The following is a 25611-nucleotide window of genomic DNA, read 5'->3' on the forward strand; positions in this document are numbered from 1 at the left end:
CGCACATGTGGGGTGGATTGACATGCAGCACGCGTACGAGTTCGGCAACAACTGTCACGACCAGGGTCGATCCCCGTTGCACGGGGATCGAGCCCGGCGAAATCTGAAGAACCCGCGCGTCAGCGTCGTGATCCCGACGCTGAACGAGGCGAAGAACCTGTCGGTGGTGCTGCCGCGGCTCCCCGAGGGACTGTTCGAGGTGCTGCTCGTAGACGGCGGCTCCACCGACGGCACCGTCGAGACGGCGCGCGAGCTGCGTCCCGACGTGCGCGTCGTCGAGCAGACCGGCCGGGGCAAGGGCAACGCGCTCTACACCGGCTTGGCCGCGGCGCGCGGCGACATCCTGGTCACCCTCGATGCGGACGGGTCAGCCGACCCGGCTGAGATCCCTCGGTTCGTGGCGGCGCTGGTCGCCGGGGCCGACGTGGCCAAGGGCTCCCGGTTCGCCCAGGGAGGGGGCAGCGCCGACATCACGCGCGCCAGGCGGCTCGGCAACCGGGCGCTGTGCATCCTCGTGAATCGGATCTACGGCACCTACTACACGGATCTCTGCTACGGCTACAACGCCTTCTGGGCCGACTGCCTGCCGGCGCTCTGCACCCCGAGGCCGTTGTACGCCGCCGACCCGGCCCTGGAGTCGCCCCTCGGTGAGGGGTTCGAGGTCGAGACGGTGCTCAACGTGCGGGCGGCCAAGGGGGCGCTGCGGGTGTGGGAGGTGCCCAGCTACGAGCTGCGCCGCATCCACGGCCAGAGCAACCTCAACGCCCTCCGCGACGGCATGCGGGTCGTCCGGACGATCTGGGGCGAGTGCCCCGCCATCTCCGCGCGCTACTCGCCGACCGCGGCCGCCCCGGCCGACGCCGTGGCAGGGACGCTGCCGGAGTCCGTGACCATCACGGCGGCCGAGGCTGCGATCCCCCTGCGCGAGCGGATGCCGCAGCTGTCGGCGTCGGGCGACGGCGTGACCGAGCTCGGGCGGCGTCCGCTCGAGGCGGGGACGGCCGACGTCCGGCCCGTGGCCGGTCGGAGCACCCCCAACGGGCACGGGTCGACGGACCGGTGACCGCTTCGGTCCTCCCCGGGTCTCTTCCGGTCACCGTCGTCGTCTGCGCCTACACCGAGCGGCGCTGGCACGACCTGACGGCGGCGATCGACGCCCTCGGCGCCCAGAGCCGTCCACCGGACCAGGTGGTCCTGGTCATCGACCATGACGAGTCGCTGCTGCGGCGCGCCCGGAGCACCTGGGAGCCGCACGTCGAGGTCGTCGGCAACCAAGCGTCCCGGGGTCTCTCCGGTGCCCGCAACACGGGGATCATGGCTGCCACCGGCGCGCTGATCGCCTTCCTCGACGACGACGCCACCCCCGCACCGGACTGGCTGGAGCACCTGACGGCGCCGTTCGCGGACCCGCGGGTGGTAGCGGTCGGAGGGGCGGCGACGCCCAGGTGGGACGGCGTACGTCCCCGGTGGTGGCCGGCGGAGTTCGACTGGGTGGTCGGGTGCACCTACCTGGGGATGCCGCCAGCCGGTGGGGAGGTCCGCAACGTCCACGGCGCCACGATGGCGTTCCGGGCCGAGGTCCTCGCCGAGGGCGAGTGCTTCTCGCCCCTCGTGGGGCGGATCGGGGCAGCGGCCACCGGCTGCGAGGAGACCGAGCTGTGCATCCGGATCCGACAGCGCCGTCCGGGCGCGCGCATCGTGTTCGAGCCGCGTGCCGTCGTGCACCACCGGGTCACCCGGGACCGCGCGCGGTTCGGCTACTTCGCTCGACGGACGTTCGCCGAGGGCCGGTCGAAGGCGACCGTCGCCGGCCTGGTCGGCCCTCGTGACGCGCTCAGCACCGAGCGCTCCTACGTGGCGAGAACCCTCCCTGCCGGTGTGGCCGCCGGGTTGGTCGCCACGCTCCGGCGCGGCGACGCCTTCGGCGCGGCACGTGCCGGGGCCATCGGCTTCGGCCTGGCGTCGACCGCGGCCGGCTACGCCATCGGCCACGCCGCCCGGCTGCGCCACCGGGTGCCCGCGACGGGCGGAAACCGCTCGAGGGACGACGGCTTCACCCCGGTGCGCCTGATGGAGGTCGAGCTGACGGACCCCTCAACGCCCCCGCCGGCGCCCGGGTACCGGCGGGCGCGCGTCCTGGTCCGGCGCGCGGGACGCCCCGTCGGCGCCGCGGACGTCGCCCTCCACGACGGCCGCATCAGCCCGGAGGACGACGCCCGGATCCGGGCCGAGCACGCGAGCACCGAGGCCACGTCGAGCCCGACGGGTGCGGCGCGGCGAGCGGCCGGCGGCCCCGGCGTGACGGTCGTGGTGGCGACCCACGACCGTCCCCGCCAGCTCCAGCAGTGCCTCGAGTCGCTGCTGGCGACGCGGTACCCGGACCTGCAGGTCATCGTCGTCGACAACGCGCCGAGCTCCTCCGCGACCGGCGACATGGTGCGCCGCGACTACCCGGAGGTGACGTACGTCCGCGAGGACGTGGCCGGCCTGGCGCGCGCCCACAACCGCGGGCTCGAGCACGTGTCCACCCCGGTGGTCGCCTTCACCGACGACGACGTCGTCGTCGACCGCGACTGGATCGGCAGCCTCGCCCAGCACTTCTCGTCCGAGCGGGTGGGCTGCGTGACCGGACTGATCTGGCCGGCGGAGCTCGAGACCCCGGGCCAGGCGATGATCGAGGCGCACGGTGGGTTCGGCAAGGGGTTCACGACCCGCGCGTTCAACCTCAACGGCTCACGTCCCGACGACCCGCTGTTCCCGTACACCGCGGGCGCCCTCGGATCGGGCGCCAACATGGCGTTCCGGACGGACGTGCTGCGCAGCCTAGGAGGCTTCGACCCGGCGCTGGGTGCCGGGAGCGCGGGCCGGGGAGGGGACGACCTCGCGGCCTTCCTCGACGTCATCGAGGCCGGCTACACGGTGGTCTACGAACCGTCGGCGATCGTCCACCATCACCATCGCCGCGAGCCGGGCGACGCCCGGTCGCAGGCGCTCAACTACGGCATCGGCCTCGCGGCGTACCTGACCCGTGCCGTGGCGCGCCGGCCCTCGCGGCTGGTGACGTTCGCGCGGCTCGCTCCGCGCGGGCTGGTGCACCTGGTCGCGGCCTCCCCGGCGGACGGCCCGGCACGCGGTGCGCGGAGGCCGCACGCACTGCTGCCCTGGCAGCTCCTCGGCGTGGCCCGCGGGCCGTTCGACTACGCCCGCAGCGTCCGCGAGGCACGTCGCACCCCGTCGGGGACGGTGCGATGACGCGCGTCCCGGTCCTGATGTACCACAGCGTCGCGGGGCAGGCCTCCGCACGGTTCCGCCCCTGGGTCGTGCATCCCCGCCGGTTCGCGGCACACATGGAGCACCTGTCCCGTCACGGCTACCGCAGCCTGACGCTCAGCCAGCTCGAGGACCACCTTCGCCCGGGAGGACCGCCGATGCCCGACCGGCCGGTGGTGATCACCTTCGACGACGGCTTCGCTGACTTCCACTCCACGGCCCTGCCCGTGCTGGAGGCGCACCACCTGATGAGCACGTTGTACGTCGCGACGGGTTACCTGGGCGGGACCGCGCGCTGGCTGGCCCGCGAGCGGGAGCAGGGCCGTCCGATGCTCCACCCCGAGCAGCTGCACGACGTCGCCGACCGCGGGGTCGAGATCGGGGCGCACAGCCACACCCACCCCAGGCTCGACGAGCTGAGCGCGACCGAGGCCCGGGCGGAGATCCGACGCAGCAAGGACGTGCTCGAGCAGGAGCTGCAGCGGCCGGTCGCCACCTTCGCCTACCCCCACGGCTACTACAGCCGGCGGGTGCGCGATCAGGTGATCGAGGCGGGGTACACCTCGTCCACGGCCGTTCGGCACGCCATGTCCTCGACCGAGGACGACGTGTTCGCGCGGGCCCGCCTCATGGTGCTCGCCGACACCTCGACCGAAGAGCTCGAACGGCTCCTCCGCGGGGACGGGGTCCCGCAGGCCCCCTTCCGCCCGCGGCCGCGTACCGCCCTGTGGCGGACCGCCCGGCGCACCCGACGTGCGCTCACGCCGGCACGGAGAGGACCGCGGGCGGCATGACGGACACCCGGTCGACCCACCCGCTGACCCGCACCCGGCCCGCCTCCTCCCGGGACTGGCGCGAGCTGGTCGCGTCCGACCCCGACGCGCTGCCCACCCAGTCGCCGGAATGGATCGAGAGCCTGTGCGCCGGCGGTCGGTACGTCGACGCCAGCACGTGTCACGAGCTCCCGGACGGCCGCCGCGCGCTGCTCCCCCTGGTCCGCAGCGCGCGCCGCTCCGGCCGGGCGGCGACGCTCGACTCCATGCCGCCCAGCTGGGGTTTCGGCGGGCCGCTCGTCGAAGGCGGCGTCACCGCCGACGCCGTCGCGGCCGTGGTCGACGACCTCGTGGCTCGCCATCCGCTGCGCATCCACCTGCGTCCCAACCCCCTGCACGCCGACGTCTGGTCGGCCGCCATGGCCGCCCGACCGGGCGTCTCCGCCCGTCCCGCGTGCGCACACGTGCTGGACCTGAGCGGTGGCTTCGGCACCGTCTGGCAGCAGCGCTTCAAGGCAGCCACCCGCAGCCAGGTCCGCAAGGCCGAGCGGATGGGAGTGGTGGTGGAGACCGACACCGCGGGTCGCCTGCTGCCGGAGCTGCACGCCCTCCTGCGCACGTCGGTCGACAGGTGGGCCCGCCACCAGCACGAGCCGGCCCGACTCGCGCAGGCCCGGTTCGCGCGCCGGGACCCGCCGGCCAAGCTCCAGACGGTTGCCGCTCGCCTCGGTGCGTCCTGTCGGGTCTCGCTCGCCCGCCACGACGGTCGCCCGGTCGCTGCCATCCTGGTGCTCCAGGGACGCAACGCGCACTACACGCGGGGCGCGATGGACGAGGAGCTGGCTGCACAGACCCAGGCGAACCGGCTGCTGCACAAGGTGGCGATCGAGGCGGCCTGCGAGGCGGGGTGCCGGACGTACCACATGGGCGAGTCCGGCACCTCCGCCGGCCTGTCGCAGTTCAAGAGCCGGTTCGGGGCGGTGGCGCACCCGTACGATGAGTACGTGCTCGAGCGGGTCCCGCTGAGTCGTCTCGACCAGCTGGCCCGGACGAGCGTGAAACGTGTGCTGGGGGTCCGCGATGCCTGAGCGGCGACGAGGGCCGGTCACGGCGGGCGCCCGGACCGCGTCGAAGGGCGGGTGACCGGCGGTGTCCGTCGACGTCCGACCCCGGCGGCTCCGCTCCCGGCTGGGCGACCACGTGCGTCACCCCCTGCTGCGCAACGGCTACGCGCTGGTCCTCAACTCCGGCGCGACTGCCGTGCTGGGCATGGGGTACTGGGTGCTGGCCGCGAGGCGCTACACGGTCGAGGAGGTGGGGGTCGGCTCGGCCCTGGTGGCCGCCCTGACCCTGTTGTCGACGATCGCCCAGCTCAACCTGTCCAACGTCCTGGCCCGGTTCCTGCCCGCCGCAGGGCGGCACAGCGGTCGGATGATTCTGGCGTGCTGCCTGGCGACGGGCGCTGCGGCGGTGGCGGTGGGCTCGGTGTTCCTCGCCGGCAGCCGGTGGTGGGCACCGTCGCTGCCCCTAGGCGCGCACGGCCCGGGCCTCGACCTGTGGTTCGTGGCGGCCCTGGTGCTGTGGTGCCTGTTCGTGCTGCAGGACGGCGCGCTGTCCGGGCTCCGCCGCTCGGACTGGGTGCTGGCCAAGAACACCGCTCACGGGGTCCTCAAGGTGGTCGCCCTCGTGGTCCCCGCGATCGCGCTCTCGTCGTCCGGCGTCTTCCTTGCCTGGACGATCCCGGTGGTCCCGCTCATCGCTGTGGTGGGCCTCGTCATGGTCGTGCGCCTCGTCCCGGCCCACGTGGCGGGCACCGCGCACCTGGCGCCGAACGTCGCGCCCGGACAGGTCGTGCGGTTCGCCTCACTGGACTACGTCGTCGCGCTCGTGGGCACGGGCGCCACGAGCGCGCTGCCCCTCGTCGTGCTGGAGTTGTCCGGCGCGGCGGCCGCTGCGTACTTCACGCTCGCGTGGAGCATCTACTACGCGCTCTACCTCGTGAGCCGGAGCATGGCGACCTCCCTGCTGGTCGAGGGCGCGAGCGACACCGCCCGGCTGGACGAGTACAGCTGGCGGGCGATCGTGCACATCACGGGAATCCTGGTCCCCCTCGTGGCCGGGACGGTCCTGCTCGCTCCGGTGCTGATGCGAATGTTCGGACCCGACTACGCCGCCGAGGGGACCACCACGCTGCGGCTGCTCGCCCTCTCGGCGCTCCCGTCGGCGGTCATCGTCGTCTACAGCGCCGTGGAGCGCGTCCGGAGGCGGATGCTCCGACTGGTCCTGGTGACGGTCGCGGTCAACGCGACCGCGCTCGCGCTGATCTGGGTGCTCCTGCAGTCGCACGGGCTGCCCGGCCTCGGCCTGGCGTGGCTGGGCACGCAGTCGGTCGCCGCAGTCGCCCTGCTGAGCACCACGTTGGTCCCGATCTGGCTTCCCCGCCTCGACGGCCGGGCGGCGGCCCGGCTGGTCCAGGTGGCGAGCGCCGCCCGGGCAGCCGCCCGCCGGCGGGCACAGCGCCAGCTCCTGCAGCGGCGCTACCCCGGCGTGGCCGCCGCCCTCGGGCTCGAACCCGGCTGGCGCCTGCAGCGGGTGTTCTCGACCGTCGGCGACGTGGCCGTCGCCGAGGTGGGCGGCACGGTCCCCGAGGCCGTCCTCAAGCTGGCGCTGACTGACCGCGGGAGCGACGCGCTGCTGGACTCATGCCGTGCGGTGGACGCCCTCTCCGTGGACGCCCGGCTCGACGGCTGGGTGGCGCTGCTGCCCCGGACCCTCGCGGCCGGCCGCGACGGGGACGGCCGGGCGGTGCTGCTGGAGCGGTACGTCTCGGGCAGGGACGGTCGCGAGGTGATCGGCTCGGCGCCCGACGAGGCGCCGGTGGCGACCGTGATCGAGCAGGTGGAGGCGCTGCACCGGCTCACCGGCCGGACAGCGGTGGTCGACGCGCGACTGCAGCGGGCCTGGGTGGACGAGCCGGTGGAGGTGCTCGAGCGCTGGCTCGGCGCGACGGGGTCGGCAGAGGCCACCCGCGGCCTCCGGCAACGGTTGCGCGACGGGCTGCGGGGCCGGGCGGTGATGCTCGGCTGGATCCACGGCGACCTCGCGCCCGGCAACGTGGTCTTCGCGGCCGACGGCCGTCGGGTCACGGGCATCCTTGACTGGGAGAAGGCCCGCCCCGACGGGCTGGCCGACGTCGACACGGCACACCTCCTGCTGACTGTCCGGATGCTCCGGGAGGACCGTGAGCTCGGAGACCTGGTGTGCGACCTCGTACGACGACCGGGATCTGGCCGAGGCGTGCTCGGCGACCCCACACTGGTGCTGCTCGCCTGGTTGCACCACGTCACCGGCGTCATCACCAAGACCGAGCGCTGCTCTCCCGACGGCTTCTGGGCTGCACGCAACGTGCACCCGGTGCTCGCCCGGCTCAGGAGCGGCACGTGAGCGCCACGCTGAAGACCGAGGTCCGCCCCCCGGCCCTCGCCGTGGTCGGACGCCGCGTCCGCACGAGCGAGGCCGGATCGCTCGCGGAGCTCGGCGGCGTGGTCGGCTTGTGGCTCCTCGCGCTGGGACGGGTCGACCTCCGCGCGATGACGGACCTCGGGCTGCTCTCGGTGCTGCCCTGGACGGCGTGGGGCGCCGTCGTGTTGATGGCGTTCAGCTTCGCCCGGGCGCTCGCCCGGCCGACGTCGCCCGTCTGGTTGCTCACGACCTATCCCGTGGCCCTGTCGACCCTCGTCTTCTGCACCCCGCTGATCCTCTACGGGACGCCTAGGTACTCCTGGGCGTGGAAGCACGCCGGGATCGTGGACTACGTCTCCCGCCACGGGGCGGTGGACCAGCACATCGATGTGCTGCCCATCTATCACAGCTGGCCGGGGTTCTTCGCGGCCAACGCGATGCTCAGCGACCTGGCCGGGTTCGACACCAGCCTGCACTACGCCGCCTGGGCGGAGCTGTTCTTCAACCTCCTGGCGCTCGCGGCCGTCCTCGGCATCCTTCGTGCCCTCACGCCGGATCCCCGCACGACGGCGGTCGGTGGCTGGTTGTTCGTCCTGGGCAACTGGGTGGGTCAGGGGTACTTCTCGCCGCAGGGCATCAACTACGTGTGGTACCTGCTCGTGGTCGCCGTCCTGCTCCGGTGGTTCCCCGGCCGGTCCGCCGTCCCCTCCCCGCCTGAGCTGAGCGCGACCAGACGGGTGGGGCTGTGTGCCCTTGTCCTGTTGCTCCTCGTCAGCATCGCGAGCACCCACCAGCTCACGCCCGTGGTCACGATGCTGACGCTCGGCGCGCTGGCGCTGTTCCGGCGGACCAGCCTGCTGAGCCTGCCGTTCTTCCTGGGAGTGGTGGTCGCGGCGTGGGTGCTCTACGTCGCCGCGCCGTTCAGCCGAACGGCGCTCCGAGAGGCCCTCGGCGAGGTCGGGGCCGTCACCTCGAACCTCCAGAACACCCTGATCGGCTACGGAACCGCCAGCGACGGCCAGGTCCTGGTGTCGCTCGTCACGCGGGGGTTCACCGTCGCGTTCTGCCTGCTGGCAGGCTGCGGGATCCTCGCCTCGTGGCGGTCCCGGCGACGTTACGCCTCGGCGCTCGTGCTCGCCCTCGTGCCCTTCCTCATGGTGGCGTTCAGCACGTATGGCAACGAGATCGTGTTCCGGGCGTACCTGTTCGCGATGCCAGGCCTCGCCTTCTTCGCCGCCCTCCTGCTGTGGCCGCCGGGGACCTCGGCGTGGCGGCACCGGGCGGTTCTGGTGGGCCTCCTGTCGGTGTACCTGATGGGCGGGTCCGGGATCGCCCAGTTCGGCAACGACCGCCAGTACCACTTCACTCCCGAGGAGGTCGCCGCCGCCGAGTATGTCTACGACAACGCGCCGCCCGACACCCTGCTGATCGAGGGCTCGCGGAACTACCCCAGCCAGTTCCGCAACTACGAGCACTTCACCTACGTCCCGATCGCCCGGGAGGAGCCGCGCGACATCCAGCGGATCATCGAGAACCCCGTGGGGACGATGACGCGCTGGATGAGCGACACCGACACCTATCGGGCCTCGTACCTCATCATCACGCGGTCCCAGGTCGCCGCCACAACGGCGCGGGGCGAGATCCCGGGTGACGGGCTCCTCGCGATCGAGCAGGCGCTGAGGTCCTCGCCGCTGTTCCGGGTGGTCTTCGAGAACCGCGACGCCACCGTGTTCACGCTGGCCGCCGCACCCGAGGGCGGGAGCTCGTGAACCGCCTCGAGTCCTCGGCGACGGTCCGCGCGGCGGTGACCGTCGGCTCCGCAGTGGTGGCCGTCGCCGCCGTGATGGCGGACGTCGGTGCGCCGGCGCAGCCGATCCTCGTCCTCTGGTTCGTGCTGGTCTGCCCGGGGGCGGCGTTCGTCGGCCTGGTGCGCCTGCCGTCGCCGGGCTTCGCGTTCGCCCTGTCGGTCGCGACGAGCTGCGCCCTGGCGGCCGTCGTCGCCCAGGTGATGCTGTTCGCGGGGGTGTGGAGCCCGTTGGGGGGCCTGGTCGTCCTGGCGGAGCTCACGATCGTGGCGGCCGTTGCGGGCCTCGCGGTCGACCTGCGCGCTTCCCGGCTCACGGCCGCACCGGGGAGGGGGGAGCGCCGATGAGTGTGACACTCCCGCTGGTGTGCCTCATCGCCCTCCTCGGCCTGCTCGCGCTGATGCGGGCGCACCACCCGGGCGAGGTGAGGGACGCGGACCGGGCGCTCGCCGCGGTCGCGTCGGCTCAGGGCCTCGTCGTGCTCGTCCTGGCGCTCACCCAGGTGGTCGCGCTGACCCGGCCGTGACCGCTCGCGCGGTAATCTGGGTGCATGGGGCTCGCTCGCCCCGTCCCTGGAGTCCGACTGAGTGGAACTGATCTCTCGTGGCCACCCCGCACCGCCGTGTCATCACGGTCGTCGCCAGCCTCCTCCTCGCCACCGTGGGCGCCGCGACTCCCGCGACGGGGATGCCCGCCGAACCCGCCCGACCCGCCGTGGCACAGCCGCGCTCGTCGGCTGCGCAGCCCTTCGGCGTGCGGGGTGGATGGCGGCTGGTCTTCCGCGACGAGTTCCGCGGGACCCGCCTCGACCTCGACAAGTGGCGCCCCAACTGGCTCGCCGGCTCCGACCGGGTGATCACCAAGCCGGTCAACAGCGCCGAGCTGGCGGCGTACGACCCCCGACAGGTCCGGGTGGCGAAGGGGTCGCTGCGCCTGCGCGCGGTGCGCCGCGACACGACCGACAACCGCGGCAGGAGCTATCGCTACGCCTCCGGTCTGGTCGAGTCCTTCCACGACTACCAGTTCTCCTACGGGTACGCCGAGGCGCGGATCTTCCTCAAGGCCAACACCGATCCCTCGCTGGGCGACGTCGGTAGCTGTGGTCCGAACTGGCCCGCGTTCTGGCTCAACGGGAAGGACCATCCCGAGGACGGCGAGATCGACGTCATGGAGTGCCTCAGCGAGGACGACGTGGCGTGGCACTACCACTGGGGCGAGGGCAGCAACGGCGGCTACCCCGATCGCTGGAGCGGCCGCATGCCCGGCGGCGGGGGCTGGCACACGTTCGGGGTTAACTGGGAGCGTGACCGCCTGACCTTCTACTACGACGGTCGCAAGGTCGGCACCCAGAGGGCAGGCGTCACGGGCTCCCCCCACTACCTCATCCTCAACAACGGGCTCAGCGGCACTGCGATCAAGACGCCCTCCACCCTCAAGGTCGACTACGTGCGGGTCTGGAAGCCGACGCGGTAGAAGGCTCGCGTCTGCGACCATGTCGAGGCGGCGCGCAGCCCGCGCGCTGCGGCGACCACGGTCGGCGAGACGGTTGGAGGACTCCCTGTGGTGCCTGGTGCCGACGGCTCGTCGATCCGGCGGAGGCTGGAGCTCGGCCGGCTGCTGGTCGGCTCGCTGCTCGAGGTGGGGATCAAGGCCTACGGCGCGGGCGCGGCCCTGAGCGTCGCCGTCAGCGACGCCGAGACGGTCGGCGGCAAGAGCGAGGACGCCCTGGCCGCGGTGCCCAACCTGGTGGAGCGGTACCGCGCAGCTCAGTACGTGGTCGACCACCGGCAGGAGATCCAGGCCGCACTCGACCACGTCAACCAGCACACGCCACCGCAGGAGGAGCTCGAGGACGCGGCGGAGCGGAGCTCCGAGACGCTCCGCGGCATCGACACGACGTACAGCGAGCTGCTCCAGGCCTGGGACACCCTCGACCGGTTCCCGCCGCGGCCGGACGAGGCGCTGGGGCACGTCCGCGACGCGTGGGGCGCGAAGCCGGACCTGGACTCCATCCGTGACCTCGCCGAGGCGGCCGGGCAGGTCGGTCCCTACGTCGACCAGGTCGACGTGCTGATCCCCGTGTACTCCGGCAGCCTGCTCCCCGTCGTGGACAACTTCGCGAGCGACGAGGTCGCGGCCACGCTCGGCGTGATGGCAGGGGTGCTCGCGCTGGCCTTCGTCGTCGGCCGGGCCGTCGGGTTCTGGGTCCGGAGGGGCCGGCCCGGGTTGGTCGCCCGCACGCTCCAGCGCTGGGGGGCGCGCACCTACCGGCGCTGGTACGTGCGCAACCTGCCGTACGCCCTCAGCCCGCCGCTCTACGCGGCGGCGCGCGAGCGCATCCAGCGCGACATCGTGGCGGACCCGCAGGAGGCGCTCGACCCCGAGACCCTCCGGGAGCTCGAGCTGTACTTCGCGCACAGGGCCGGCGACGACGCCGCAGGGTGAGCCGGGCGGCGGGTCAGGTGGCTGCTCAGGCGGCGCCCGCGAACCTCAGCAGGTCGACGAAGCCGAACTGGCCGGTGGCGGGGGCGATGGGGGGCGCGGGCTTCCACGCCGGGTCGAGGTAGAGGTACGAGGTCGGGTCGCGCTGCAGCAGGCCCACCAGGACCTCGGCGACGATCCTGCCGCCCACCGCGCCCAGCCGCTCGGCGTTGGTCGGCGGCAGCTCGGCCTCCTTGAGGACGTAGTACCAGAGCGGCGCCTCGCCACCCCACCCCGGGTCGTTGCTCAGGCCGAGGGCGGCGTTGGTGAGCACGGGTGCTCGCATGAGCCGTGCCACCTGCTGCCCCGACGGGAGCCCGACGGCCTTGCCGCGCAGGGAGTTGCGCACGGCGAGGTGGACCGTCGGGTCCGGAGGCGGCACGACGGGGGCGGGCAGCGTGGTGAGCGGGAGCGACAGCCTGGTGTCGATCCGGCGCGGCCTGCGCGCCGGGAAGGCCGGGTCGACGGGGAGGATGTGCTTCCACTCCACGACCAGGTCGGGCGGCACCGGGCGCCCGCCGTTGAGGTTGAACCCGCCGTCGGCGCCGAAGACCGGGACCCCGCCGCGATCGGACGTCGACTGGTTGATGACGTAGAAGGGCCGGATGAGGCTGTGGCCGAACCGGTACGCCGCGACGGCGAACTCGACCGGCATGAAGGGGCGGCCGTCCTTGTTCGTGGGCCGGTAGTAGGTCAGCGTGAGGACCGGCGGCCGGCCGGCGACCTCCCGGTACACCGTGCCGTTCGGGCCGACGAGGGCGTCGCCGACGAAGCGCGGCAGGAAGTCGTGCGTCACCGCCCACTGGTAGTGCCACCGGGTCAGCCGGCGGGCGGTCTCGAACACCCACTCGCGCCGGATCCCCTGCGCCCGGGCGTGGTCGACGAGCCGGTTGTGGAACCGCGCGACCGCCTGGTGGAGCTGGACGAGGATGAGGTTCTCGTCGTTGCGCCCCTCCGGGATGATCGCGCGGCCGTCGCCGCCCCGCGGCACGTCGGGGACGCCGTGGACGTTCGGTGTCACCAACAGCTTGTCCGGGTCGGCCGGGTCGTAGAACTGCGGCTCGAGTGCCGGGCCCCGGCCGTACACCGAGTCGAGGTCGTAGCGCGGCGTGCGGAAGTTGGTCGTCGCGTAGGGGTCCGCCTCCTGCTGCGCGAGCGGCGTGTTGTCGAAGGTGATGTCGTGATCGATGAACTGTCCGATGAACGTGTAGCCGGCGAAGAGCCGCGGGTTCGTGTTGAGCAGGCTGTCGTCGGGGACCGTCTGGTCCTCGACCATCGACTCGCTGAGCCCGCGCAGCAGGTCGTCGCTCGGCGCGTACGGCGGGAGCTTCTTGAACATCATCCCGAACCGGCCCTCCGCGGTCCGGTTGCGGCTCGTGAGGTACATGCCGCGCAGCTCCACACCGTGGGGGACGTGCCCTGCCGGCGCCGCGCTCACGGCGGCGTGGGCCAGCGACCGTGCTCGGCCGACGAGCGCCCCGGCGGAGAGTCCCGCCGCGCCGGCGAGGAGGGCGCGCCGGGCCAGCCGCCCGTGCCCGTTCGACTCCGACCGACCATGCGCGAGGTCCATCGCTCCGGCTCCTTCCAGGTCCGACCGAGCAGTGTGGGGTGTCAGTCGACCGTCAGGTTGCCGCTGCGCAGCAGACCGGCGCGGGCGTAGAAGACGGTGGCCGGGTCCAGCTCGGACGAGAGGACGGTCCCGCTGGACAGCTTGATCGAGAAGAAGTCACCCGCCGAGGGGGCTCGATCGCTGTCGTTGTCCCGCACGATCACCTCGAAGCGGCACAGGGACCCGCTGGTCGTGCAGGCCGGCGCGAACCCGGCCGGAGCGGGGCCCGAGGACCGGTAGCGCCCCAGGAAGATCAGCTCGTTGCCTCCCGGCGGAGGCTCCTGGCCGATGCAGATCATCGACTCGAGCACCGGGTCGAGGGTGTCGACGGTGCCGTGGACGGAGAACCCGGACCCGAGCAGGTTCCGCCCGTGGTCGGTGTACGACAGCTGGATGCGCAGCCGCCCCGCCGACGGCTGCGGCCGGGTGCTCTTGGACGAGCGTTCACAGCTGAAGCTGAAGCCGAACGACGCGGCGCCGGCGAACAGCAGGCCGTCCGGCGGCAGCTGGCCGCCGCCGCGACCGGTGCACGCCGACAGCGTGGCCACGAGGATGCTGACGAGCCCGATCGCGACATGTCGCTGTCGCCGTCGTGGGCGCGTTGAGGCAAGCGTCATCACGAGTCCCTCCCCAGGGCTCCAGTGACGGGTCCGCCACCTGCTGCGGCGCCCGCCACTCACCGTTTGGACTGGTCTACACCAGGAGTGCGGCGTCGCGCCGTCCCCCAATTTGGCTAAAACGGCCGTCGTGTCGCTCAGTGCTGGCTCCGAGCGTGGGAGTGGCGTCGCTCGGGCACGGCGTCGATCAGCTGGGGCAGCAGCCACGGTGCGATCCAGCCCTGCACCCCGGAGGGGGTGAGGTGCAGACCGTCCGAGCGGACCTGGTAGCCGCCCGCGTCCCACGTGAAGCGGCCTTCGGGCGAGACCCGCCTGCCCAGGTCCACCACCTGGACTCCCGGGTGGTCGGCGGCGACGCTCCGCAGCAGCGCGTTCCACAGGGTCACGCGCTCGGGCTGGTCCTCCGGGTAGAGGCTGCCGTCGAGCTTCTCCCACCGTCGGTTGTACGGCTCGGTCGCGAGCAGCACGTGGGCTCCCCGAGCGCCCGCCACGTCGATGGCCAGGTCGAGCTCCGCCCGCAGGTGCGCGTCGAAGTCGGGCTGACCGATGTGGGTCCACCGGCCGTCGAGCACCCGGTCCATGGTCTCCCAGCGGCCGACGAGGATGAACGCGACGTCCGGGTCGTCGGCCGCGATCGCGGCCCGCCAGAGGTGCGGCCAGTCCCGGCACGCCGGCGCGAGCCCACGGTAGAGGCGGTCGCCGTAGCGGAAGGGGGCGGTCCGGGTGATCCCGCACCCCATCAGGGTGTGGTCGCGGACGTCGAGCTCCGGGTGGTCCGGGAGGTAGGTGACCAGGGTCCACGCCACCGAGTCGCCGAACACGTCGACCACCACGGGCTGTCCCGGGATCCTCGTGTGGAGCCTCGGTGGGGGCGGCCGCGACGTCGCCTTCTCGACGCGAGGCCTCCGACGGTCGTCGGGAGCCACGACCGCGCCCTGCTCCGCTCGTGCCAGGAACCGGTCCACGGCACGGCCGACGGGGACGTCCCCGGGGCCGGGCTGCAGCGGGTGCACCGCAGTCGAGAGCACGAGGGCCGCGGCGCCACCGGCGATGGCGGCGCCGGTCAGGCCCAGCGCGGCGAGCGGACGCCGGACCCTGACCCGGAGCCGGACGGGGCGTTCGACGAGCGTGTAGGACACGACCGCGAGCGCCAGGGTGAGCAGGCACCGCGTCGCGAAGAGTGGCAGGCCCTCGAGCCCGGTCCGGTCGGCGTTCGCCGCGAGGAAGACCGGCCAGTGCCACAGGTAGATGCCGTAGGAGATCCGGCCCAGGGCCGGCAGCGGTGGCAGGGAGAGCAGCCGGGCCGGGACCCCTGTCGGAATCAGCACCACGTGCGCGATCACGGCCGCGACGGCGAGCGCGATGCCGGCCATCGCCCCGCGGTAGAGCGCCTCGTCGGTGCCCGAGAGATGGGTCGAGGCCCACCCCAGGACGCCAGCCGCACCCGTCGCCGCCGCGCCGAGAGCCAACCGTCGGCCTCCGGCGACGGGGCGCGCCGCGTCGGGCGCTGGGGGCCTTCCGGGCAGTCCCGGGCGACCTGCCGTGCGGAGCGCCACGAGGCCGGCCAGCCCGGCCCCGATCAGGATGGCCCCACCCCGGGTGTCCGTCCCGTAGTACGCCCGCCCGGGGTCGTCCGGGCTGTAGACCAGCGCGAGGGCGATCGTGGACGTCACCGCACCTGCCGCGCACACCGCGACAAGCCAGGACAGGCGCTGCCGCACCCGCCGGTCCGCGCCGACGGGCCACGGCGCGCGGCCCGGGCGCGCGCCGTACAGCACGGCGTACACCACCACCGGCCACACGAGGTAGAACTGCTCCTCGATGCCGAGCGACCAGGTGTGCTCCAGGGGCGAGGGCGCCGCCGTGAGCGCGAAGTAGTCGCTGCCGCGGAAGATCATCCGCCAGTTGGCGACGTACAGGAGTGCCGCGACCCCGTCGCCTCGCAGCAGCCGGACCTCCTCCGGAGGGAGCATCGTGCGGGCGAGGACCGCCACGGTCGTGATCATCAGCACCAACGCCGGCAGCAACCGCCGTACGCGCCGGCCCCAGAAGGCGATGAGGTCGATGCGTCCCTCGTGGCGGGTCCACTCGGCGAGCAGGAGCGAGGTGATGAGGTAGCCCGACAGCACGAAGAAGGCGTCCACGCCGAGGAAGCCGCCGGTGGCTCCGGGCAGCCCGCCGTGGAACGCGAGCACCGCTCCGACCGCCAGGGCCCTGACGCCGTCCAGGGCGGGCACATGCCCCGCCGTGGCGCCCCCGCCGGTCCGTGCCCCGGGGGCCGCGTGCCGAGGCAGGTGGCTGTGCCATCGAACCGGACTTCCGACGATCGAGGCCATGTGGTCCTCCACCACGACTTGGCGCGTCCTGTCATGGTCCGCCTCCGGGACGCGAGGAGTCCAGAGCTCCGCATGGGCGCTCGACGCTCACCCACCTGGGCGCGCGACGCCTGCGCCGGCCGGGGGCGGCACCGACATCCGCGGACTGCGGATCGTGCGACGTGCCACGGGTACCGCCGTCAGGTGACTGACACCGAGGACGGCTTCACTTCGACGATCGGCGCTGGTTCCCCCCGAGCGGCTGACGGGCGGGCCACCTTGGAGGTGCGGGCCGATGAGCGGCATCTCAATGCGGCCGGCACGATCCATGGCGGCATGCTCGCCACCCTGGTCGACGCGACGATGGGCGCAGCCATCAGAAGTGCGGTCGGGGACGAGACGCCGGCCACCAGTCAGCTCACGCTCACGTACCTCCGCCCGGGCACGCCCGGCGACCTCGTCGTGACAGCGGAGGTACGCAAGAGGGGGGACAGGCTCACCATCTGCGAGGCCGACGTCGAGCAGGACGGGAAGTCCCTCGTGCACGCGCTCGCCACCTTCGCCCTGCTGGACGGCTGACGCGTCAGGCGGACGGCGAGGCGGAGGGAGGCAGGTCGGCGTACAGGCGGTCCAACATGGTGTGGGCCGACGCGGCCCGGCGCTTGGCCGGCGTGCGGTCGCTGCTGGCGGCGGCGACGAGCACGGCCGCGATGTCTCGGATCCTGCGGTTGGTGTCGGCCGAGAAGACACGCAGCAGCGCGAAAGCCGTGTCGACGTCCACGCTGTAGAGCTGCGCCAGCACGCCCTTGGCCTGCTCGATGACGGCCCGGTGCTCCACGAAGTCGATCACCGCGGTCTCGACCTCCGCGGCCACCGCCCGCTTCTGCACCGTCGTGATGTCGACCAGGTGACCGTGCACGACGGAGGCACCGTCCTCGCGGGCGAGGTGCCCCGCCGCCACCACCACGCGGAGGTCGCCGGTCGCGGTGCGGATGCGGTGCAGGAACGAGAACGGCTCCTGTCGCCCGACGACGTCCTCGCGCGACTGCCACGCCGCCTCGCGGTCCTCGGGATGGATGTGCCGCAACACCAGCTCGGTCGTCGGCACCACGGATCCGGGCTCGAAGCCGTGGATGCGGAACATGTTGTCGGACCACCACCAGCTGTCGGTGTCCGGTCGGTAGGTGTAGCGGCCCACGAGGGCAAGGCCGGAGGCGTGCAGATCCCTGTCCGCCTCCCGCTCTCGCATGGTGTGAGTGTGTCGGAGCCGGCACGCGCGCTCAACCTGTTCCGACCTTTCCGCCGCAGCCACCACCACTTGTCGGCGTCGAGCAGAATCGGATCGTCGGGTCGCGGGGGCCGCCCGACTCCGGATGGTGCCCACGCGCGCGTCGCGCCGGGCGCCTCGCGATGGACAGACAGGAAGAACGGTGGCTGGGGAGCACACGAGCATGCGGGACTTCGCCGACCTGGCCCGGGCCTTGAGGTCGGCCACGCAGGAGGCGGACCGGCTGATGCTCGCCGTGGAGGCGGCGGTGGAGCTGGTTCCCGGCTGCTCGTGTGCGGGGCTGACGATCAACCGCGACGGCGAGTGCCGGACGCTCGCCGCCACCGCGGAGGCGCTCACGGCGGCGAACACGCTGCAGAACGAGCTCGGCGAGGGCCCGTGCTTCCCGCCCGGGCGGGAGGAGGAGACGGTCGTCTCCCAGGACCTGGTCCGCGACGAGCGCTGGCCCGTGTGGGGCCGCCGGGTCCACCAGGACCTGGGCCTGGGCTCCATGATGTCGGTCCTCGTCTTCAGTGGTCGGCACGTCTACGGCACCCTCAGCGTCTACGGCACCGGCCCCGGGACCTTCACCGCCGACGGCCTCGCCACGGTCCAGGCCCTCGCCGGGCACCTCGCGGTCTCCCTGGCCGCCGGCCGCGAGATCGACGGGCTGGGCCTGGCGCTGACCAGCCGGACGGTGATCGGGCAGGCCGAGGGCATCGTGATGGAGCGGCTCGGGGTCGACGCCGACCAGGCGCTGGCCTACCTCAAGCGGATCTCGTCGCACACCAACACCAAGCTGGTGGAGGTCGCGCTGCGCCTGGTCGAGAGCCGGGAGCTCCCCGAGGGCTAGGCGGTCACGAGCGGGGCGGCGTCCACGTCCGCGGATGCGCGCCGCCACGACGGGCTCCGCCCGGGGGAGGTGCCGCCCGCCTCCGGACGGAAGGCGGGCGGCCGGTGCCGCCGGACGGGGGAGAACGGCGGCGTGACCAGCAACCCCCTGCGGTCGGCGAGCAGGTACCCCGCAGGCCGACGGGAGATGCGGCCTCGCGCGGATTCCACCCGTAGGAAGGGGCGGAGGGGGCGGAGCGGGCGTGTGCGTCCGTGGGTGGGATCGGGCCCTGGTGGCCGGCGGGCTGCCGCCCGACGCCCGGCCCACGAGACAGCGTGCCCGTGTCCCTCCCGTCGTCCGGGGAATGCGCCGGTGCAGACCCGGAACACGACACGACGGTAACCACCGGACGGGCGCGTCGTTGGGACTGTCAACAACTCGCCACGGAGGCTCACCCCCATGCTTCGACCCACCCGGCGTCTCGCGTCGCTCCTCGCCGTCCTCACGACCAGTGCCGCCGCGTTCGTCGCGCCGGTGTCCGCCACTGCGAGCCCTGAGCTCGTCCTGACCGCCCCGTCGGTGCCGACCGACGCAGCAGGGCGCGGGAAGGTCATCGTGGCCTTCCAGGACGGCGTGGTCCCGACAGGCACGCTCGGCGTGCTGCGGGACCTCGGCGTGCACCGGGCGATCGAGCTGCCGACGATCGGAGCCGTGGCGGTGACGGCGGACCTCCCGGTCGTCGACGCCCTCGGCACCCTCCCGGGCGTCATCGCGGTGGAGCCGCAGCGCCAGCTGGTGTCCCACCTCTACGCCTCGAAGCAGCAGATCAACGCGCTCGGCGTCGACCAGCCCTCGACGTACACCACCCGCGTCGGCGGCAAGCGGGTCACCGCGACCCGTCCGGGCGTGTCCGGTGAGGGCGTGACCGTGGCCGTGCTCGACTCCGGCATCTTCGCCGCTCACCCGGACTTCGGTGACCGGGTGGTCAAGGGCCTGAACTTCTCCTACGCCGAGGCCGCCCAGCAGGTGGGCTTCTCGGCCGCTCAGTGGGACGCGTACGCCGAGTCGACAGGCGCGCTGGCGCTCCAGGACGAGATCGGCCACGGCACCCACGTCGCCAGCACGGTGGGTGGCGACGGCAGCCTGTCCGCGTCGCAGGGCGGCCCGGACCTCGCGGGCGTGGCCCCGGGCGTCTCCCTGATCTCCATGCGGGTGGCGACGCCGGGCTTCGGCATCGCCGACGACCTGGACTGGGAGGAGGCCGCGCTCGCGGCGTTCGACTGGACGATCCGGCACCACGAGCAGTACGGCATCGACATCACCCAGAACTCGTGGGGCCTGCTCCCCACCGAGCCCAACTGCCTCGGCCTCGACTGCGGTGAGCCCACGGACTTCGACGCGATGTCGCAGATGATCGGGTCGGTCGTGGACAGCGGTGTGCACGTCGTCTTCTCGGCCGGCAACAACGGCCCCGAGGCGGGCACGATCGGCGGGTACCACGACCCGGCCAACGGTGCTGTCCTCGTGGGCGCGGCCTGCAAGTCCGTGGACTCCCAGTGCGCGGCGGGGGAGCAGATCACCGACTTCTCCAGCCGAGGTGCGGCCGACGGCACCGGCCCGCAGGTCGACGTCGTGGCGCCCGGCGACGCGATCATGGCCGCGCTGTCGCCGTCCGTGCTCGCCCCGCTGACCGAGTGCGCGGAGACCCAACAGCCCGGCTACTTCTGCATCTCCGGCACGTCGATGTCGTCGCCTCACGTCTCCGGCGTCCTGGCGCTGATGCTCCAGGCGAACCCGAGGGCGACGCCGGCCCAGGCGAAGCAGTGCCTGCTCTCCACGGCGGTCGACATGATGACCCCCGGCTTCGACATCCACTCCGGGCTCGGGATGGTCGACACCAAGGCCGCGCTGACCTGCGTCCACTCGCTCACGTTGACCAAGAAGTCCCGCTGACCGGGTGACGGCGGCCGCCCGCCCCGTCGGGCTGGGCGAGCGGCCGCCGGATCAGGCGTCGGTCGCCACGCCCTCGAGCACGCCGCGCGTCGGTGCCCCTCGGCCAGGACGTGGAGTTCTCCATCGGTCGGGAGGAGCCTCCCTCGACCTCGCGGCGCGGCTGCGGCCTGCCTGGTCGCTCGGTCAGAGGTCGTCGACCTGGACGATCGCCTCGATCTCGACCGCGAAGCCGAGGGGGAGTGCGGCCACCCCGACAGCAGAGCGTGCCGGCCTGCCGCGCTCACCGAACACCCGCACGAGGAGATCGGTGGCGCCGTTCGCGACGAGGTGCTGCTCGGTGAAGGCGGGCGTCGAGCTCACGAAGACGACCACCTTGACGAACCGCTCGACCCGTCCGAGGTCGCCGAGCTCGTCCTGGACGGTCGCGAGCAGGCCGAGCATCACGGCCTCGGCAGCACGCGCACCCTGCTCGGTCGTGAGGCTCGCGCCGAGGCGACCGGTGTGGATCGGCCTCCTGTCCTCGAACGCGCCGTGTCCGGAGAGGAACACCAGCCCGCCCGCGTGCACGGCCATGCTGTAGGTGCCGACGGCGCGCGCCGGCGGCGGAAGCGTGAGCTCGAGGTTCATGGCCTACACCGGAACCGAGTCGTAGCGGCTCGAGACCGCAGCACGCACGGCTGGGTCCCGGATCGCGTCACCCGACAGGCTCGCCAGCTCCACGAACATCTCCTCGAGGCCGCCGGGAACCATCAGCAGCAGGAACCTGCCGCCGCCGCGCGCGGCCTCGAAGACGTGAGCGGTTCGCCGCGGGACCAGCACGTACGAGCCGGGCGTCGCCTCGATGCGCTCGTCTCCGACGCTGAACGTGAAGAGGCCGTCGAGGACGTAGAAGGACTCCTCGAAGCCGCGGTGCAGGTGCGGCACCGTCCACGGTCCCGCGGCGGTGCCGGACATCTCGGCCACGGTGAACGCGGAGCCGGTGGTCTCGCCGCTCGCGATGAAACGCATGGACGCGACGCCGAGGTCGATCGTCCTTCCCTGCCCCGGCCGAACCGCGTAGGCCTCGCTCGGGATCGTCATCTCCACCACCACTTCCGTCGTCGTGTGTCTGGCCCGCCGCCCCAGCGTCGTCCCGTGCGGTGACAGCAGCAAGATCAGAATGTGAAGTTGCCGCGCGCGACCCGCGGGGGCACTCTGGACGGGTGGGTGACTACGGTCAGTTCTGCCCCATAGCGAGGAGCTCTGAGCTGCTGGCTGAGCGATGGACGCCCATCATCATCCGCAACCTGCTCAACGGCTGCCGGACGTTCAGCGAGATCCGTCAGGGAGCTCCCGGCATCTCGACGGCGCTGCTCACGCAGCGCCTCCACACGCTCGAACGCCACGGCGTCCTGGTGCGCACGACGAACGGGTCCGGCCGAGGCGCTACGTACGAGCTCACCGAGATGGGCCGCGACCTTGAGACGGTCTGCGACGCCATGGGCCGCTGGGGTGCGAGATGGCTCGAGCTGGAACCGCGGCACCTCGACCCGGCCTACGTCCTGTGGGCGACCACCAAGCTGGTCGACGTGGAGCAGATCCCCCCGGGCACGACGGCCGTCCGGTTCTCCCTGCGCGACCAGCTCTCCGACAACTACTGGATCCTCCTGCGGCGCCCGCAACCCGAGCTGTGCACCCGCGGCGCCGGGTACGACGAGGACCTGGTGGTGCGGACCGACTCTATGACCTTGGTGGACCTGCACCTCAGGCACACGTCCTACCGGGAGGCGCTCAGGACGGGCCGGCTCGAGCTGGAGGGGCCCGTGGCGCTCACGCGTCGGTTCTCCTCATGGTTCCGGGCCAGCCCCTTCGCCGCGGCGGAGCCGGCGGAGCGGGCCGGTGCCCACGTCATGGGCGTGCTGGCCAGCGACCCGCGCTGACGCCACGATGAGCGCATGGCCGACCTCCTCCTCACCCATGCCCGCGTCTTCGACGGTCACCGCTACCTCGGCGGTGTAGGCGACGTGCTGGTGCGCGACGGCCGGGTCGTCTCGGTCGGCGGCGCCGAGCGCACGCCCGGCGCCGAGGTGGTCGACTGCGGCGGGGCGCTCCTCCTGCCGGGCTTCGTCGACGCGCACGTGCACCCGGTCCAGGGCGGGCTCGAGCGGCTGACGTGCGACCTCAGCGAGGTCGCCGCCGAGCCGGCGGCGTACCTCGGCCACGTCGCGGCGTACGCCGCCTCCCGCCCGGACCTCGACTGGGTCCAGGGCGGCGGCTGGGCGATGGCCGCCTTCCCGGGCGGGCTGCCGACCGCCGCCGCCCTCGACACGGTGCTGCCCGACCGGCCCGCCGCGCTGGTCAACCGCGACCACCACGGGATGTGGCTCAACAGCCGGGCGCTGCGGGTCGCCGGCATCACCCGCGACACCCCCGACCCGGCCGACGGCCGCATCGAGCGCGACGCAGCGGGGGAGCCGACCGGCGTGCTGCACGAGGGCGCGATGGGACTGGTGCTGGCGGTGCTGCCCGTCGCGGACGCCGACGCACTGCACGCGGGCCTGCTCGAGGGCCAGCGCCACCTGCACTCGCTCGGCGTCACCGGCTGGCAGGACGCGATCGTCGGGGCCTACGCCGGCATGCAGGACACCGGTCCGGCGTACCTCCGCGCCGCGCGGTCGGGGGAGCTGACCGGCTCCGTCGTCGGGGCGCTGTGGTGGGAGCGGGAGCGCGGGCTCGAGCAGGTGGCGGAGCTGGTGGAGAGGCGGGAGGCGTGCTCCCACGGGCGCTTCGCCGCGACGTCGGTCAAGATCATGCAGGACGGGGTCGCCGAGAACGGGACGGCGGCGCTCGTCGAGCCGTACCTCGACCGCTGCGGGCACCCCACCGCCAACGCGGGCATGTCGTTCGTCGACCCGGCGTCGTTGCGCAGCATCGTGTCGGCCCTCGACGAGGTGGGCTTCCAGGTCCACGTCCACGGTCTCGGCGACCGGGCGGTGCGCGAGGCGCTCGACGCGCTGGAGGGCACCGAGCCGCTGCACCGGCACCACGTCGCCCACCTGCAGCTGGTGCACCCCTACGACGTGCCGCGCTTCGCCGAGCACCGGGTCGCCGCGAACATCCAGGCGCTCTGGGCCTGCTACGACGAGCAGATGGTCGACCTGACGATCCCGTTCCTCGGCCCCTCCCGGGCGGCGCGGCAGTACCCGTTCGGCGACCTCCACCGCGCCGGCGCCCGCCTCGTCGCCGGCAGCGACTGGCCGGTCAGCACGCCGAACCCGCTCGAGGCGATCCACGTCGCCGTGCACCGCACGGCGTACGGCGATCCCGGCCGCGCGGGCACCGAGCCGTTCCTGCCCGACCAGGCGCTCCCCCTCGAGGTCGCGCTCGCCGCCTACACCTCCGGGTCGGCGTGGGTGTGCCACCGCGACGACGCCGGCCTGGTGCAGCCCGGTGCCGTCGCCGACCTGGTGCTGCTCGACCGCGACCCGTTCGACGCGCCGGACGAGGTCGGCGCGGCGCGGGTGGAGCGGGTGTGGATCGGCGGCGAGGCGGTCGTGGGCGGCTGAACCCGAGTCCGCTGCGCGCGTGCCAGGGCGCTCGGCGCGCGTCGTCCGGTGGGTGGAGACGGCCGGGACCCGGGGCGGGCGGGTCGGCACCTGGGAGGGAGGCCCCGGACCTCCCCTGCTCCCTAGCGTCGCCGGCATGTACGAGATCGGGACGCGCCTCCTCATCGGCGTCATGCTGGCCTCCTTAGGCCTCGCCGTCTTCGGCTGCGACGTCCCGGGCGGCGGTGACGGCATCCTTCGTCCGGCCGCCCAGCGGACCGTCGCGGAGGAGGCCGCGCGCGAGCTCGGCGAGGGGCTGCACGACAGCGCCGCACTGGACCGCCTCGACCCCGACCTGGTCGCGGCCGTGCTCGCAGCGGCAGAGGACGCCGCTGCCGACGGCCTCGACCTCCGGGTGACCAGCGGCTGGCGCAGCCGGGCGCACCAGGAGCGATTGTTCGAGGAGGCGCTGGCGACGTACGGCAGCGCGGAGGAGGCCCGGCGCTGGGTGGCCTCGCCCGACTCCTCGGCCCACGTCACGGGCGACGCCGTGGACATCGGTCCGACCGACGGTGCGCTGTGGCTGGGCGAGCACGGCTCGGCGTACGGCCTGTGCCAGACCTTCGCCAACGAGATCTGGCACTTCGAGCTGCTCACCACGCCGGGCGGGGTGTGCCCCGAGATGCTCGCCGACGGCAGCGCCGAGCGCTAGGGGGGTGGGGGGGTCCCCAGAGCGCGGGCGTCTGCGCGGGCTGGGGCGCCTGCGTCATACGAACCGGCACGTATAGGTGCGGTTCGGGATGACGTACGCCGGCTTCTCCGGGGGCCGGGACGCCTGCGTCATGCGAACCGGCACCTATACGTGCGGCTTCGTATGACGTACGCCGGCGCCGCCGCCGGGCTGGGCGGTTGCGTCATGCGAACCGGCACCTACACGTGCGGCTCCGTATGACGTACGCCGGTGCCGCCGTCGGGCTGGGCGGTTGCGTCATGCGAACCGGCACCTATAGGTGCGGCTCCGTATGACGTACGCCCGCGCCGACGCCCCGACATCGGCACGCCGTTTCACGACGGCTGTCACCATGAGCGACATGCCGACGACCGCGAGGGAGCCCGCCTGGAAGGGCGCCGCGCTGCTCACCGGCGGCTTCGTCGTCGTGCTCTGGGTGCTGGAGATCTTCGACGCCGCGACAGGCCACCCGCTCGACGCGTACGGCGTGCAGCCCCGCAGCGAGGACGGCCTGGTCGGCATCGCGCTCGCGCCGACCCTGCACTTCGGGTTCGACCACCTGGTGAGCAACACCGTCCCGGTGCTCGTGCTCGGCTTCCTGGCGCTCGCCACCGGCGTCGCCCGCGGGCTCGCCGCCACCGCGATCATCTGGGTCGTGGGCGGGCTCGGCGTCTGGGTGTTCGCGCAGCCCGGCAGCAACCACGCCGGTGCGTCGGTGCTGATCTTCGGGTGGATCGTCTACCTGGTCGTGCGAGGCTTCCTCAACCGCCACCCCAGCGAGATCCTCATCGGGGTCGCGGTGTTCCTGCTCTACAGCGGTGCGCTGCTCGGCGTGCTGCCCGGCCAGCCGGGCGTCTCGTGGCAGGGGCACCTCTTCGGCGCGATCGGCGGCTTCCTCGCCGCGCGGCTGCTGACCACGCGGCGCGGCCGTGAGGCGAGCCTCTCGTACTGACCGGTGACGAGCGCCGGACGC

At 73.1% G+C, this 25611-nt stretch carries 23 protein-coding genes; 17 read left to right on the forward strand and 6 right to left on the reverse strand.

Translation table 11 applies throughout. The annotated features are described in order from the left end of the window. Positions 1 to 22 precede the first annotated feature (22 nt). The 10 genes from J3P32_RS09910 to J3P32_RS09955 all read left to right on the forward strand — a co-directional run bounded on the left by J3P32_RS09910 (position 23) and on the right by J3P32_RS09955 (position 11755). Positions 23 to 1063: a glycosyltransferase family 2 protein gene (locus J3P32_RS09910; protein WP_210439610.1), complete on the forward strand. Its 1041-nt coding sequence runs from the start codon at positions 23 to 25 to the stop codon at positions 1061 to 1063. After that, on the forward strand, positions 1060 to 3252 hold the full coding sequence (locus tag J3P32_RS18475) for a glycosyltransferase family 2 protein (protein ID WP_210439611.1): 2193 nt from the start codon (positions 1060 to 1062) through the stop codon (positions 3250 to 3252). Before J3P32_RS09910 ends, J3P32_RS18475 begins: the two co-directional genes overlap by 4 nt. After that, on the forward strand, positions 3249 to 4064 hold the full coding sequence (locus J3P32_RS09920) for a polysaccharide deacetylase family protein (RefSeq protein WP_210439612.1): 816 nt from the start codon (positions 3249 to 3251) through the stop codon (positions 4062 to 4064). Before J3P32_RS18475 ends, J3P32_RS09920 begins: the two co-directional genes overlap by 4 nt. After that, a complete protein-coding gene (locus tag J3P32_RS09925; RefSeq protein WP_210439613.1) occupies positions 4061 to 5131 on the forward strand; it encodes a GNAT family N-acetyltransferase in 1071 nt (356 codons plus the stop codon). The genes J3P32_RS09920 and J3P32_RS09925 overlap by 4 nt, the downstream gene beginning before the upstream one ends. 61 nt (positions 5132 to 5192) lie before the next feature. Beyond that, positions 5193 to 7487, forward strand: coding sequence for a phosphotransferase (locus tag J3P32_RS18480; RefSeq protein WP_210439614.1), 2295 nt, complete (start codon positions 5193 to 5195; stop codon positions 7485 to 7487). After that, positions 7484 to 9274, forward strand: coding sequence for a hypothetical protein (locus tag J3P32_RS09935; RefSeq protein ID WP_210439615.1), 1791 nt, complete (start codon positions 7484 to 7486; stop codon positions 9272 to 9274). The genes J3P32_RS18480 and J3P32_RS09935 overlap by 4 nt, the downstream gene beginning before the upstream one ends. Then, on the forward strand, positions 9271 to 9657 hold the full coding sequence (locus J3P32_RS09940; RefSeq protein ID WP_210439616.1) for a hypothetical protein: 387 nt from the start codon (positions 9271 to 9273) through the stop codon (positions 9655 to 9657). Before J3P32_RS09935 ends, J3P32_RS09940 begins: the two co-directional genes overlap by 4 nt. Continuing rightward, positions 9654 to 9836 carry a hypothetical protein gene (locus J3P32_RS09945; RefSeq protein WP_210439617.1) on the forward strand — a complete coding sequence of 61 codons (183 nt, stop codon included), beginning with the start codon at positions 9654 to 9656 and terminating at the stop codon, positions 9834 to 9836. The genes J3P32_RS09940 and J3P32_RS09945 overlap by 4 nt, the downstream gene beginning before the upstream one ends. Positions 9837 to 9913: 77 nt before the next feature. After that, positions 9914 to 10783, forward strand: coding sequence for a glycoside hydrolase family 16 protein (locus tag J3P32_RS09950; RefSeq protein ID WP_210439618.1), 870 nt, complete (start codon positions 9914 to 9916; stop codon positions 10781 to 10783). A gap of 90 nt (positions 10784 to 10873) precedes the next feature. Continuing rightward, positions 10874 to 11755, forward strand: a complete 882-nt coding sequence (locus tag J3P32_RS09955) for a hypothetical protein (RefSeq protein ID WP_210439619.1) — start codon at positions 10874 to 10876, stop codon at positions 11753 to 11755. A gap of 25 nt (positions 11756 to 11780) precedes the next feature. On the opposite strand, the gene J3P32_RS09960 is transcribed toward J3P32_RS09955, so the two are convergent. The 3 genes from J3P32_RS09960 to J3P32_RS09970 form a co-directional block, all read right to left on the reverse strand. Beyond that, positions 11781 to 13361: a peroxidase family protein gene (locus tag J3P32_RS09960; protein WP_210439620.1), complete on the reverse strand. Its 1581-nt coding sequence runs from the start codon at positions 13359 to 13361 to the stop codon at positions 11781 to 11783. Positions 13362 to 13402: 41 nt separating this feature from the next. Further along, positions 13403 to 14017: a hypothetical protein gene (locus J3P32_RS09965; RefSeq protein ID WP_210439621.1), complete on the reverse strand. Its 615-nt coding sequence runs from the start codon at positions 14015 to 14017 to the stop codon at positions 13403 to 13405. A 137-nt stretch (positions 14018 to 14154) separates the two neighbouring features. Then, positions 14155 to 16254 carry an acyltransferase family protein gene (locus J3P32_RS09970; RefSeq protein WP_210439622.1) on the reverse strand — a complete coding sequence of 700 codons (2100 nt, stop codon included), beginning with the start codon at positions 16252 to 16254 and terminating at the stop codon, positions 14155 to 14157. A gap of 282 nt (positions 16255 to 16536) precedes the next feature. Here J3P32_RS09970 and J3P32_RS09975 point away from each other — a divergent pair, with 282 nt between their 5' ends. After that, on the forward strand, positions 16537 to 16911 hold the full coding sequence (locus tag J3P32_RS09975; RefSeq protein ID WP_210439623.1) for a PaaI family thioesterase: 375 nt from the start codon (positions 16537 to 16539) through the stop codon (positions 16909 to 16911). A gap of 4 nt (positions 16912 to 16915) precedes the next feature. On the opposite strand, the gene J3P32_RS09980 is transcribed toward J3P32_RS09975, so the two are convergent. Then, positions 16916 to 17581 carry a PAS and ANTAR domain-containing protein gene (locus J3P32_RS09980; protein WP_210439624.1) on the reverse strand — a complete coding sequence of 222 codons (666 nt, stop codon included), beginning with the start codon at positions 17579 to 17581 and terminating at the stop codon, positions 16916 to 16918. A 181-nt stretch (positions 17582 to 17762) separates the two neighbouring features. On the opposite strand from J3P32_RS09980, the gene J3P32_RS09985 reads away from it, so the two are divergent. Both J3P32_RS09985 and J3P32_RS09990 read left to right on the forward strand, forming a co-directional pair. After that, on the forward strand, positions 17763 to 18452 hold the full coding sequence (locus J3P32_RS09985) for a GAF and ANTAR domain-containing protein (protein WP_210439625.1): 690 nt from the start codon (positions 17763 to 17765) through the stop codon (positions 18450 to 18452). A gap of 438 nt (positions 18453 to 18890) precedes the next feature. Further along, the gene (locus J3P32_RS09990) at positions 18891 to 20384 is read left to right on the forward strand and encodes a S8 family serine peptidase (RefSeq protein ID WP_210439626.1); all 1494 of its coding nucleotides are present in this window, start codon (positions 18891 to 18893) and stop codon (positions 20382 to 20384) included. A gap of 183 nt (positions 20385 to 20567) precedes the next feature. Here the strand turns inward: J3P32_RS09990 and J3P32_RS09995 are convergent, their stop codons facing one another. Together J3P32_RS09995 and J3P32_RS10000 are read right to left on the reverse strand one after the other, a co-directional pair. Continuing rightward, on the reverse strand, positions 20568 to 21011 hold the full coding sequence (locus tag J3P32_RS09995; protein ID WP_210439627.1) for a RidA family protein: 444 nt from the start codon (positions 21009 to 21011) through the stop codon (positions 20568 to 20570). Between the two features lie 3 nt (positions 21012 to 21014). Further along, entirely contained in the window at positions 21015 to 21464 is a 450-nt protein-coding gene (locus tag J3P32_RS10000; RefSeq protein ID WP_210439628.1) for a cupin domain-containing protein, read from the reverse strand. Between the two features lie 122 nt (positions 21465 to 21586). Between J3P32_RS10000 and J3P32_RS10005 the strand changes: the two genes are divergently transcribed. From J3P32_RS10005 to J3P32_RS10020, 4 genes are all read left to right on the forward strand, one after another. Next, positions 21587 to 22303, forward strand: coding sequence for a winged helix-turn-helix transcriptional regulator (locus tag J3P32_RS10005; protein WP_210439629.1), 717 nt, complete (start codon positions 21587 to 21589; stop codon positions 22301 to 22303). Between the two features lie 15 nt (positions 22304 to 22318). Next, entirely contained in the window at positions 22319 to 23929 is a 1611-nt protein-coding gene (locus tag J3P32_RS10010; protein WP_210439630.1) for an amidohydrolase, read from the forward strand. 136 nt (positions 23930 to 24065) lie between these two features. Next, a complete protein-coding gene (locus J3P32_RS10015) occupies positions 24066 to 24620 on the forward strand; it encodes a M15 family metallopeptidase (protein ID WP_210439631.1) in 555 nt (184 codons plus the stop codon). 379 nt (positions 24621 to 24999) lie between these two features. After that, positions 25000 to 25590 carry a rhomboid family intramembrane serine protease gene (locus J3P32_RS10020; protein ID WP_210439632.1) on the forward strand — a complete coding sequence of 197 codons (591 nt, stop codon included), beginning with the start codon at positions 25000 to 25002 and terminating at the stop codon, positions 25588 to 25590. Positions 25591 to 25611: the final 21 nt, after the last annotated feature.

Origin of the sequence: Nocardioides xinjiangensis, from assembly GCF_017916385.1 — a bacterium.
Taxonomy (GTDB): Bacteria; Actinomycetota; Actinomycetes; order Propionibacteriales; family Nocardioidaceae; genus Nocardioides; species Nocardioides xinjiangensis.

Coding starts and splice junctions, on each gene's coding strand:
- J3P32_RS09910 (WP_210439610.1), top strand. CDS start 23: ATGCAGCACGCGTACGAGTTCGGCAACAACTGTCACGACCAGGGTCGA.
- J3P32_RS09920 (WP_210439612.1), top strand. CDS start 3,249: ATGACGCGCGTCCCGGTCCTGATGTACCACAGCGTCGCGGGGCAGGCC.
- J3P32_RS09925 (WP_210439613.1), top strand. CDS start 4,061: ATGACGGACACCCGGTCGACCCACCCGCTGACCCGCACCCGGCCCGCC.
- J3P32_RS09945 (WP_210439617.1), top strand. CDS start 9,654: ATGAGTGTGACACTCCCGCTGGTGTGCCTCATCGCCCTCCTCGGCCTG.
- J3P32_RS09960 (WP_210439620.1), bottom strand. CDS start 13,361: ATGGACCTCGCGCATGGTCGGTCGGAGTCGAACGGGCACGGGCGGCTG.
- J3P32_RS09965 (WP_210439621.1), bottom strand. CDS start 14,017: ATGACGCTTGCCTCAACGCGCCCACGACGGCGACAGCGACATGTCGCG.
- J3P32_RS09980 (WP_210439624.1), bottom strand. CDS start 17,581: ATGCGAGAGCGGGAGGCGGACAGGGATCTGCACGCCTCCGGCCTTGCC.
- J3P32_RS09990 (WP_210439626.1), top strand. CDS start 18,891: ATGCTTCGACCCACCCGGCGTCTCGCGTCGCTCCTCGCCGTCCTCACG.
- J3P32_RS09995 (WP_210439627.1), bottom strand. CDS start 21,011: ATGAACCTCGAGCTCACGCTTCCGCCGCCGGCGCGCGCCGTCGGCACC.
- J3P32_RS10000 (WP_210439628.1), bottom strand. CDS start 21,464: ATGACGATCCCGAGCGAGGCCTACGCGGTTCGGCCGGGGCAGGGAAGG.
- J3P32_RS10010 (WP_210439630.1), top strand. CDS start 22,319: ATGGCCGACCTCCTCCTCACCCATGCCCGCGTCTTCGACGGTCACCGC.
- J3P32_RS10015 (WP_210439631.1), top strand. CDS start 24,066: ATGTACGAGATCGGGACGCGCCTCCTCATCGGCGTCATGCTGGCCTCC.
- J3P32_RS10020 (WP_210439632.1), top strand. CDS start 25,000: ATGCCGACGACCGCGAGGGAGCCCGCCTGGAAGGGCGCCGCGCTGCTC.